General features: G+C 66.1%; 7 protein-coding genes. 2 read left to right on the plus strand and 5 right to left on the minus strand.

Annotation, left to right across the window (positions count from 1 at the left end; genetic code table 11):
* Nucleotides 1-59: 59 nt before the first annotated feature.
* From PHA8399_RS10755 to PHA8399_RS10770, 4 genes are all read right to left on the minus strand, one after another.
* Nucleotides 60-398, minus strand: coding sequence for a hypothetical protein (locus PHA8399_RS10755; RefSeq protein ID WP_058286136.1), 339 nt, complete (start codon nucleotides 396-398; stop codon nucleotides 60-62).
* A gap of 554 nt (nucleotides 399-952) precedes the next feature.
* A complete protein-coding gene (locus PHA8399_RS10760; RefSeq protein WP_058286137.1) occupies nucleotides 953-2,356 on the minus strand; it encodes an FAD-binding oxidoreductase in 1,404 nt (467 codons plus the stop codon).
* Nucleotides 2,357-2,463: 107 nt separating this feature from the next.
* Nucleotides 2,464-4,254, minus strand: a complete 1,791-nt coding sequence (ggt, locus tag PHA8399_RS10765; protein ID WP_058286138.1) for a gamma-glutamyltransferase — start codon at nucleotides 4,252-4,254, stop codon at nucleotides 2,464-2,466.
* A gap of 41 nt (nucleotides 4,255-4,295) precedes the next feature.
* Nucleotides 4,296-5,282, minus strand: a complete 987-nt coding sequence (locus PHA8399_RS10770) for a 2-hydroxyacid dehydrogenase (RefSeq protein ID WP_058286139.1) — start codon at nucleotides 5,280-5,282, stop codon at nucleotides 4,296-4,298.
* Between the two features lie 217 nt (nucleotides 5,283-5,499).
* On the opposite strand from PHA8399_RS10770, the gene PHA8399_RS10775 reads away from it, so the two are divergent.
* Complete coding sequence (locus PHA8399_RS10775; RefSeq protein ID WP_058286140.1) at nucleotides 5,500-5,997, plus strand: SH3 domain-containing protein; 498 nt, start codon at nucleotides 5,500-5,502, stop codon at nucleotides 5,995-5,997.
* A gap of 294 nt (nucleotides 5,998-6,291) precedes the next feature.
* Nucleotides 6,292-8,505 carry an NADP-dependent isocitrate dehydrogenase gene (locus PHA8399_RS10780; protein WP_058286141.1) on the plus strand — a complete coding sequence of 738 codons (2,214 nt, stop codon included), beginning with the start codon at nucleotides 6,292-6,294 and terminating at the stop codon, nucleotides 8,503-8,505.
* Nucleotides 8,506-8,582: 77 nt separating this feature from the next.
* On the opposite strand, the gene PHA8399_RS10785 is transcribed toward PHA8399_RS10780, so the two are convergent.
* Nucleotides 8,583-10,490 carry a methyl-accepting chemotaxis protein gene (locus PHA8399_RS10785; RefSeq protein ID WP_058286142.1) on the minus strand — a complete coding sequence of 636 codons (1,908 nt, stop codon included), beginning with the start codon at nucleotides 10,488-10,490 and terminating at the stop codon, nucleotides 8,583-8,585.
* Between the last annotated feature and the right edge of the window lie 269 nt (nucleotides 10,491-10,759).

The following is a 10,759-nucleotide window of genomic DNA, read 5'->3' on the forward strand; positions in this document are numbered from 1 at the left end:
GCAGCAAAAAGGGGGCTGGCGCCCCCTGATGGTCCTTGATCAGGCTGTCCTGGCGCCTGTCAGCAGTCCGCAACATTGCCGCGGCGGATGCAGACGGGCGGCGGCGCCTCGTGTTCGCCCTGCGCTTCCGCGACCTGTTCGCCGCCTGAAAGCAGGCGCTTGCCATAGCTGGCGGCCTCCCCCCAGACCGACGACACCTCCCCGCCCTGCTGCGCAGCCAGAAGGGCAGTGTCCCGGGTCCGGGCGCGGGCAAAACGCTCCTGCACGATGGTGCCGTAATCGGTGGCGCTGAGATCGCCCCAGCTGAGGCCCGCATCGCAGGTCTGGATGTGGTAGTCATAGCCGATGACCGCCTGGGTGCTGAACACCAGGATGCCCATTGCTTTCTTCAGTGCCATGCCGCTCTCCGGTTCCGCAGGAATGCCTTGCTGCCATCCCAGATCAGGACCTGGCGCAGAATTGCGGCAGCTTTCCGGCTTTTCGGGGGAGAGTGCGGAGCAACCGCTTCAGTCCGGCCAGGGCCCTTCTGCCCTGCCGGCTGCTGCGTTCTGCCTGTTCTGATCATCCTGTGCTGATCATCCCGTGCTGATCTTGAAGGGCGCAAGGGTAAGGATGGCGGCGCCGCCAAGGGGGCGGAGGCGGGACGGGAGGGAACTCCCGCACGCTGAACGTCGTTTTTGCGTGCCCGTGCCAAAGGGCCCTGTTCCATGGTGCCGGGGGTGTCAGGCCCGGCAGTGACCGCGATCAGGGGGCAGTATGGCACCCGGGGTTTAAGATGCGGTGACACGGGCGTGCGCCGGAGGCGCAACCCCCAACGCGGCACGTGCGCCGCTGCCGCTGCGCAGTGAGTACTTTTGGAAAGATGAAGGCGCAGGGCCAGTGTTTTCATCTTTCCCCAAATACTCAAATCGCGCCGCCGGCCCAGCCCGGGCCGCTGGCGGATGGCTGCGGCTCAGATCTCCAGGATCTTGCCCGGGTTCATGATGTTCTCCGGATCCAGCGCCGCCTTGACCGCCGCCATATAGCGGATTGCCGGGCCCAGTTCCTTTTGCAGATAGGGGCGCTTGCCCTGGCCGATGCCATGTTCGCCGGTGCAGGTGCCGTCCATGGAAATCGCCAGATCGTTGAGCCAGCCGACAAACTCATCCGCCTTCTGACGCTCGGTACTGCTGTCCATGTCGATGAGCAGCAGCGCGTGGAAGTTGCCGTCGCCTACATGGCCGACGATCGGCGCCATCAGCCCCATGCCCTCAGCCTTGTCCCGCGCAGCGCCGACGCATTCCGCCAGCTTGGAGATCGGCACGCAGACATCGGTGGAGATCCCCTTGGCGCCGGGGCGCAGCTGCAGGCTGGCCCAGTACATGTCATGGCGCGCCTGCCACAGCTTGTTGCGCTCCTCCGGCGTCGAGGTGGCGGCAATGTCAAAGCCGCCGAACTCTTCGGCGATGGAGGCAAACATGTCCGACTGCTCCACCACGCCCGCGTCAGAGCCGTGGAATTCCAAGAGCAGCAGGGGCGTTTCCGGCAGGTCCAGCCCGGAATAGGCATTGGCGGCGCGCACGCTGAGCGCATCCAGAAGCTCGATCCGGGCGACGGGAATGCCGTACTGGATGGTCATCATCACCGCGCGGCAGGCGTCGTCCACGGTGCGGAACGAACAGCGGGCCGAGCGGACCGCCTCAGGGATGCCCTGCAGCTTCAGCGTCAGTTCGGTGATCAGGCCCAGGGTGCCCTCGCTGCCGACCAGAAGCCGGGTGAGGTCATAGCCGGCCGAGGATTTCTTGGCCCGTTGAGCGGTGCGGATCACGCCGCCGTCGGCCATCACCGCCTCCAGGCTGAGCACATTGTCCTTCATGGTGCCATAGCGCACCGCGTTGGTGCCGGAGGCCCGCGTCGCCGCCATGCCGCCGAGCGAGGCATTGGCGCCGGGATCGATCGGAAAGAACAGGCCCTGGTCGCGCAGGTAGGTGTTGAGCTGCTCGCGGGTGACGCCGGGCTGCACCACCACGTCCAGATCCTCGGCATGGACCGCGAGGATCTTGTCCATCCGCATCATGTCGATGCAGATGCCGCCGGCGGGCGCGTTGACATGGCCCTCCAGCGAGGTGCCGGTGCCGAAGGGGATGACCGGCACGCCGTATTCGGCGCAGACCGCGACGATGTCCGAAACCTCTTCGGTGGAGGTGGGGAATACCACCGCGTCGGGCGCCTGATTGACGATCCAGGTCGTGGTGTGGCCGTGCTGTTCGCATATGGCCTGCCCGGTCTGCATCCGGCTTCCGAAACGCTCTTTCAGTGTTTCGATTGCGGCCTCGATACCGGCCTCGTTGCGCGGCAGTGAGGTGGCTTGCACCATGATCGGTCTCCCCCAGAAAAATTCACCTGTTAACCTACGCGCCGCTGCCGGAGTTCAGCAATACCCAGAACCCCGTAGGCCCGGCGCGGCCGCCGGGCGGAACACCCTCAGCCGCCCAGGGCAATCCCCTCGCGGCGCGGGTCGGCGGCGCCTTTCAGCCCCTCGCCGATCTCAATCGCATGCAGGCCGGAGGTCAGGTCGCGGGCGTTCACCTCAAAGCCCAGCTCCGTCAGCGCCTCCGACAGGTCCTCAGCGCTGGTGCCGGCCTCCAGGTCATAGGTGCCGAACCGGTTGACCAGATGCGGCAGCGCCAGCGCCTCCTGGATGTTCAGGCCCCAATCGGCCCAGGCGATGATGGATTTTGCCACATAACCGATGATGCGGCTGCCGCCGGGGGAGCCGATGGCCAGCACCGGCTTGCCCTCGCGCAGCACAATCGCCGGCGCCATCGAAGAGCGCGGCCGCTTGCCGGGCGCCAGCCGGTTGGCAATCGGCACGCCATTGGCATGGGTCCGGAACGAGAAATCCGTCAGCTCGTTGTTCAGCAGGAAGCCCGCCGCCATCAGCCGCGCGCCAAAGGCGTTTTCAATCGTCGTGGTCATCGACAGCACGTTGCCATAGCTGTCCACGATGGAGATATGCGAGGTCGAGGGCAGCTCGATCGACTCGTCATCGGCCAGCTCCGGCACCAGGCCCGCATGGTCGAACTCGGGCGATCCCGGCGCCGTTTCCGGCAGCGCATCATCGCCCTGCAGCAGCTCTGCCCGGGACGCCAGGTAATCCGCCGCCACCAGCCCGTGGGTGGGCACCGGCACAAAATCGCTGTCGGCCATGTAGCGGCCCCGGTCGGCAAAGGCGAGGCGGGAGGCATCGCCGATCAGCCGCCAGGCCTCGGCGCTGTCCGCCCCCAGCGCGGCCAGGTCATAGGCGTTCAGCATCCCCAGGATCTGCCCCACGGTCAGCGCGCCGGAGGACGGCGGGCCCATGCCGCAGGCCTCGAAATCGCGGTAGGCGACACAGACCGCCGGGCGCTCCTTGACATGGTAGAGCGCAAGATCGGTGGCCGACAGCACCCCCGGGTTGCCCTCGGCCGTGGTGACGGCGTGAACGATCTCTGCGGCGATCGGTCCGGAGTAAAACGCCCCGGCCCCCTCCCGTGCCAGCGCCCGCAGGGTTGCGGCATACGCGGGGTTCAGCAGCGTGGCCCCGTCCTGCACCGGCTCGCCCTCCGGCAGGAAGTAGGCGGCGGTGGCCGGGAACCGCGCCAGCCGCTCGGCATCGCGCTCCACCAGGCCGGCCAGGCGCGGCGAGACGGCAAAGCCCTCCTCCGCCAGCCGGATCGCCGGTTCAAACAGCGACGGCCAGTTGGCCTGCCCCCAGCGGCGGTGCGCCGCCTCCAGCAATGCGGGCGTGCCCGGCGTGCCGACAGAGCGGCCGCCGACAACCGCGTCAAAAAACTCCAGCGGCTCGCCGTCTTCATCCTGGAACAGCGTCGGCACTGCAGCCAGCGGTGCGGTCTCGCGCCCGTCCAGCGTCGTCACCTCGCCAGTGGCGGCATCGTACCAGACCAGAAACGCGCCGCCGCCAAGGCCCGAGGATTGCGGCTCGACCAGACCCAGCACGGTCTGCACCGCCACCATCGCATCCGCGGCGGTGCCGCCCGCGCGCAGAACCGTGGCGCCGGCCTCCGCCGCATGCGGGTTGGCGGCGGCAACCATCCAGTTTTCCGCCTCCACCGGGCGGCCTGCGGCCTTGGCCTCCAGCGCGGCGGCCACCTCCGGCGAAATCGTCTCGAACGTGCCGGCGGTGGCGCCTTCGGGTGCGACCGCATCGGCGGCCTCCTGCGCGGCGGCGGATCCGGCGGCAAGCGCGGCAGTGGCCAGAATCAGATACTTCATGAAAGTTCTCCCCTAAATTTCCGGCCAGCTGCCCCGGACGCTTACAGCATCGACGGCACCACCTGATCCGGCGGCCGGTGGCCGTCCTCGAACGTCTTGATGTTCAGCAGCACCTTCTCGCCCATCTCGATCCGCCCCTCGATGGTGGCCGACCCCATATGCGGCAGCAGCACCACATTGGGCAGCTCGCGCAGCCGCGGGTTGATGTCGGTGCCGTGCTCATAGACGTCAAGGCCCGCGCCCGCGATCTCGCCGGCGCGCAGCATCCGGGTCAGCGCCATCTCGTCGATCACCTCGCCGCGCGAGGTGTTCACGATCACCGCCGAGGGCTTCATCAGCTTCAAGCGCCGCGCGTTCATCAAATGGAAGGTCGAGGGCGTCGACGGGCAGTTGACCGAGATCACATCCATCCGCGCCACCATCTGATCGAGGCTGTCCCAATAGGTGGCCTCCAGCTTCTCCTCCACCTCGGGGCGCAGGCGGCGGCGGTTGTGGTAATGGATCTGCATGCCAAAGGCCGCGGCGCGTTTGGCCACCGCCTGGCCGATCCGGCCCATCCCCAGGATGCCCAGACGGCGCCCGGCAATACGCCCGCCCAGAAACGCGGTCGGCGCCCAGCCCTGCCAGTCGCCCTTCTGCATCACCGTCAGCCCTTCGGGCATCCGGCGCACCACCGCCATGACCAGCGCCATCGCCATATCGGCGGTGTCATCGGTCAGCACGCCGGGCGTGTTGGACACCAGGATGCCGCGCTGGCGGGCGGTGGCGACATCAATGTGATCCACCCCCGCACCGTAATTGGCAATCAGTTTCAGCCGGTCACCCGCCTGGCCCAGCAGCCCCGCATCAATGGTATCAGTGACAGTAGGCACCAGCACATCGGCATCCTTCACCGCCGCGGCCAGCTCGGTCCGGGTCATCGGCGTGTCATCCTCACGCAGGCGCACATCAAACAGCTCGCTCAGCCGGGTCTCCACAGGTTCCGGCAACCGTCGCGTAACGACAACACTCAGTCGGTCTCTTGGCACTTGTGCTCTCCCTTGGGCTTTTCAATCCGCACGCCTCCATGGCATCGTGGCGCAGGACGCGGGAAGGCACAAGAACCCAAGCGCATTCCCTCGCCCGCAGGCCGGTATTTTACCGCCGCGGCCGGGGGCAACAGAAGACGGGCAGAAGACCGGAACAACAGGCTGGGCCCAGCCTGGCCGGGCAAGAAGAGGCGATCAGGCAGTGAGACAAGCGGCAATGGCCATCCGCCATCTGGCGGCAGCAGCGGTATCCCTGGCGCTGGCAGGCGCCGCCTGTGCCGCCGAATCCCGCGGGCCTGTCACCAACCTCCCCCTGCCCCGCTATGTCTCGATGAAGGCGGCCACCGGCAATGTGCGCCGCGGGCCGTCGCTCACCCACAAGATCGACTGGGTGTTCAAACGCCGCGGCATGCCGCTGGAGATCACGGCTGAGTACGGCCACTGGCGCCGGGTGCAGGACCGCGACGGCGCTGGCGGCTGGGTGCATTACGCGCTGCTCTCTGGCGTGCGCACCGTGCTGGTGGAGGAAGACATGCTGACAGTCCACGCCCGCCCCGACACCCGCGCGCCGGTGACGGCCGCCTTTGAACTGGGCGTGGTTGCCCGCCTTGGCGAATGCGAGACCAACTGGTGCGAGATCTCGGCCGGCGGCTACAGCGGCTGGGCGCCCAAGAAAAAGCTTTGGGGCGTCGCCCCGGACGAGCTGCGCGAATAACGCCTCCCGCCGTTTTCATTTTTCCCCAAATACTCCGGGGTGAATTGGGCCCAAGGCCCAAGAGGGGCAGCGCCCCTCCCTTCTGCCGCGGCAATCCGCGCGGGCGGCTGGTGCGCCAGACCATTGCACCCGCAGCAAGGGTGTTCTACATGAGGGCCGTACCTATGGCTGCCAAAGCCGGTTCCGGCCCGGTTTCCCGGGCCCCGCTTCGGCAGCACCGGAATACCCAAACCGGCGCGGCCCTGCTGCGCTGAAGACATCAAAGCCTCCGAGATCGCTGAAAGGTTGTGGAACATGGCAGAAAATCAAACCCCGGACATATTGTATACCATTGTAGACGAAGCGCCCGAACTGGCCTCGGCATCTTTCCTGCCGATCATCCGCAAGTTCGCCGCCGCCGCCGGTGTCTCTGTCGGCACCAAGGATATTTCGCTGGCGGGCCGCATCCTCGCCGCCTTCCCGGAAAACCTGACCGAAGAGCAGCGCCAGAGCGACGACCTGGCAGAGCTGGGCGAGCTGGTGAAAACCCCGGACGCCAACGTGATCAAACTGCCCAACATCTCCGCTTCGGTGCCGCAGCTGGTGGCCGCCGTCACCGAGCTGCAGGGCCAGGGCTATGACCTCCCGAACTACCCGGAAGAGCCGAAGACCGCAGAAGAAAAGTCCATCCGCGCCCGCTATGATGCCATCAAGGGCTCGGCGGTGAACCCGGTTCTGCGCGAAGGCAACTCCGACCGCCGCGCCGCCAAGGCAGTCAAGAACTTCGCCCAGAAGAACCCGCATTCGATGGGCGAATGGTCCGCGGACAGCAAGACCAAAGTAACGTCGATGCCGGGCAACGACTTCTATGCAAACGAGAAATCCGCGACCATCACCGCCGCGCAGGCGGGTGACGCGAAGATTGAGTTTGTTGGCAAGGACGGCTCCGTCTCCGTGCTGAAGGACAGCTGGCCGCTGGCAGAGGGCACCGTGGCCGACGCCACCTTCATGTCCGCCAAGGCGCTGTCGGCGTTCCTGAAGGACGCCATCGAGGACACCAAGGCAGACGGCACCATGTTCTCGCTGCACCTCAAAGCCACCATGATGAAGGTCTCCGACCCGATCATCTTCGGCCACGCGGTCAAGGCCTGGCTGGCACCGGTGTTCGAGCAGTTCGGCCCGCAGTTGGAGGCCCTGGGCGTTGACCCGAACTCCGGCCTTGGCGACCTCTTGAACCGGGTCAAGGGCAACCCGGAAATCATGGCCGCCATCGACGCGGTGCGCGCCGAGCGCCCCTCCATGTACATGGTCGACAGCGACAAGGGCATCACCAACCTGCACGTGCCGTCTGACGTGATTATCGACGCCTCGATGCCTGCGGTGATCCGGGCCGGCGGCAAGGGCTGGGACGAGAACGGCACCAAGGGCGACACCAACTGCGTGATCCCCGACAACTGCTATGCGCCGGTCTATGACGAGAGCATCAAGTTCTTCAAGGAAAACGGCGCGCTGAACCCGGCCACCGCCGGCGCCGTCGCCAACGTCGGCCTGATGGCGCAGAAGGCTGAGGAATACGGCTCCCACCCCACCACCTTCGAGGCGCCTGCCGATGGCACCATCCGGGTGGTTCTGGCCAATGGCGAGACGCTGCACAGCCACGAGGTTGAAGCGGGCGACATCTGGCGCTCCTGCACCGTCAAGAAAGCGCCGATCGAGAACTGGATCCAGCTGGCGCTGGACCGTCAGCGGCTGACCGGCTCCGAGGCGATCTTCTGGCTGGACGCAAACCGCGCCCATGACGCCGAGCTGATCAAATACGTGCAGCCGGCGCTGGAAGCCGCGGGCGTTGCGGACAAGTTCCTGATCCTGGCGCCGCGCGAAGCCACCCGCCAGAGCCTCGAAACCATCACCAAGGGCGAGGACAGCATCGCCATCACCGGCAACGTGCTGCGCGACTATCTGACCGACCTGTTCCCGATCCTGGAGCTGGGCACCTCGGCCAAGATGCTGTCGATCGTCAAGCTGATGAACGGCGGCGGCCTGTTCGAGACCGGCGCCGGCGGCTCTGCCCCGAAACACGTGCAGCAGCTGGTCGAGGAAAACCACCTGCGCTGGGATTCGATGGGTGAATTCTGCGCGCTGGGGGAATCGCTGAACTTCCTCGCCGACAGCAAGGGCAACAAGAAGGCCGGCGTGCTGGGCGCCGCGGCTGAGGACGCCACTCAGGGCATCCTTGACAACAACCGCTCGCCCTCGCGCAAGGTGGGTGAGCCGGACAACCGCGACAGCCACTACTGGTTTGCCCGCTACTGGGCCGAAGCACTGGCGGCGCAGACCGAGGACGCAGAGCTGGCGGCGCATTTCGCCCCCATTGCAGAGGAACTCGGCGCCAAGGAAGAGCAGATCATCAGCGAACTGGCCGCGGCCCAGGGCGGCGCCGTTGACATCGGCGGCTACTACAACCCAAGCGCTGAGCTGAAAGCCAAAGTGATGCGCCCCTCGCAGACGCTGAACGCGATCATCGGCTGATCCGCCAGGACCGTACCAAACAGAAATCGCCCGGGGTCATCCCCCGGGCGTTTTTCATTTCAGGCCATGAGGTTGGATCAGAAATCCTGCCACAGGTCCCTGGCGGCATTGCCTTCCGCCATTGCGGTGGGCTGCGGCGTGGCCTCCATATCCCAGTCGCTCGGCCCATGCGCGGTCGGCGCGGGCGCCGCGGCAGGCCGGGCCGGGACAGCCGCGGCCCGTGCCGGAGCGGCCGCGCGGGTGCCGGGGATCTTGAAGTGGGCAACCAGTCCGGTCAGCCTGGTGGCATCCTCCTTCAGCAGCTGACCGGCGGCAGTGGATTGCTCCACCATGGCAGCGTTCTGCTGGGTCACCTGGTCCAGCTGGGTGACACCGGTGTTGATTTCGGCCAGACCGGTCGACTGTTCCGCCGCCCCTTCGGCGATGCCGGACACCAGCTCCGAGATGTGGTTGACCTGCGACACGATGCTTTGCAGTGCCTCGCCCGCCTTGCCAACCAGCTCCACGCCGCGCTCCACCTGGCCGGAGCTGTTGCTGATCAGGGTCTTGATCTCCATCGCGGCGTCCGAGGACCGCTGTGCCAGTGCCCGAACCTCCGAGGCCACCACCGCAAACCCGCGGCCCGCTTCCCCGGCTCTTGCCGCCTCGACCCCGGCATTCAGCGCCAGCAGGTTGGTTTGGAACGCAATATCGTCGATCACGCCGATGATCTGGGAAATCTGGTTGGAGGACTGCTCGATCTCGGTCATTGCCGACACCGCGCTTTGCACCACCTCACCGCTGGTTTCGGCTTCGCGCTTGGCCTCCTCCATCGTCGCCTCGACGCTGCGGGCGCCCTCGGCGGCGGATTTGACCGACGCGGTCAGCTCATCCAGCGCCGCCGCGGTCTGTTCCAGGGTCGCAGCCTGGCTCTCGGTGCGGTGCGACAGATCATCCGACGCCTGGCTGATCTCGCCCGCGCCGCTGCGGATGCTGTCGGCGGCAGCAATCACCTGCTCCACGGTCTGGCTGAGGGTCTGCGCGGTGCTGTTGAAGTCACGGCGCAGCTGCTCGTATTCGGCCGGGAAGGTTTCGGTGATCTGAGCGGTCAGATCGCCATGCGACAGGTCGGACAGCTTGCTGCTGAGCGCCTCCACTACGCCGCTGCGGGTGGCCTCAAGCGCTTGCTGCTCCTGCTCCATGTCCTTCTGGCGGATCAGCGCCTCGCGGAACACATCCACGGCCCGGGCGATTTCCCCCAGTTCGCTGCGCACGCCGGCGGACGGGATTTCGCTTTCGGTGTCGCCTTCGGCCAGGCTGGTCATCCGGCTTTTCAGACCGTTCAGCGGCGCGGTCACGCTGCGGGTGATGAAATAGGCCGCCACAGCAAGCAGCAGCAGACCGCCTCCGAGAACCGCCAGCGACTTGTTGCGCATGACAGCCACATCCGCCTCGATATCGGAGACATAGGCGCCGGTGCCGACAATCCAGCCGAACGGCTCAAAGGCCTGAACATAGCCGATCTTGGCCTCGATCACCTCGGAGTTGGGCTTCTTGAAGTAATAGGTCAGCTCCCCCGCCCCTTTGGCAGCCGCGATCTTTTCCAGCTCCTGGAAGACCTTGATGCCGGTCACATCCTCGTAACCGCCCTGGTTGGTGCCGACCCAGTCCGGCACCGTGGGATGCGCCTGAACCACCAGGTCGTGGTCAAAGACAAACACATAGCCGGAGTCGCCAAAGCGCAGCGCGGTCAGCCGCTCGCGGCCGATATCGCGGGCCTGTTCCGGGGTGAACCGCCCGGTGCGGGTCCCTTCATCCAGATCCCGCAGCAGGCTGACCGCCGCATCGGTGACATTGTGCAGTTCCTTGTAGCGCATCTCATAAGCGTTGTTCACAGCCTGGTTCAGCATCAGGAACGTGAGCAGGGCAGTCAATCCAAGCGCAAGCACGGCCAGCGAATAGATGCGGACGGGCAGACGGTAGAGAAAAGCGGGAAGTCGGGGCATGTTTGCAGAGCCTTCGTTGCAGGTCTATTGCCAACCTGTTTTAGGAGGCAGTCTCTAACAAACATTTACTCCGAAGGCCCCTGAAGGGGGTTTGCCGCCGTTTCCCGCGAGGTTTTTGCCGCATTTTGAGTGGAATACCGGAAAAGCTGAGACCTGCCCCCGGTTCTGCGGCCCCGGCGCCCCGGTTCGGCTCTGTCCGGGCTTCGTTCGGGCTGGTGTTTTCCGGTTTTTGGAACGCAAAACCGCCGCTGGCGGTGTGCGCAGCGGCG

This window comes from Leisingera aquaemixtae, assembly GCF_001458395.1.
In the GTDB taxonomy this organism is placed as follows: Bacteria; Pseudomonadota; Alphaproteobacteria; order Rhodobacterales; family Rhodobacteraceae; genus Leisingera; species Leisingera aquaemixtae.

What these genes read in the sequence shown, in the direction of transcription:
- PHA8399_RS10780 (WP_058286141.1), top strand. Translation starts at nt 6,292, where the DNA reads ATGGCAGAAAATCAAACCCCGGACATATTGTATACCATTGTAGACGAA.
- PHA8399_RS10760 (WP_058286137.1), bottom strand. Translation starts at nt 2,356, where the DNA reads ATGGTGCAAGCCACCTCACTGCCGCGCAACGAGGCCGGTATCGAGGCC.
- ggt (WP_058286138.1), bottom strand. Translation starts at nt 4,254, where the DNA reads ATGAAGTATCTGATTCTGGCCACTGCCGCGCTTGCCGCCGGATCCGCC.
- PHA8399_RS10785 (WP_058286142.1), bottom strand. Translation starts at nt 10,490, where the DNA reads ATGCCCCGACTTCCCGCTTTTCTCTACCGTCTGCCCGTCCGCATCTAT.
- PHA8399_RS10775 (WP_058286140.1), top strand. Translation starts at nt 5,500, where the DNA reads ATGGCCATCCGCCATCTGGCGGCAGCAGCGGTATCCCTGGCGCTGGCA.
- PHA8399_RS10755 (WP_058286136.1), bottom strand. Translation starts at nt 398, where the DNA reads ATGGCACTGAAGAAAGCAATGGGCATCCTGGTGTTCAGCACCCAGGCG.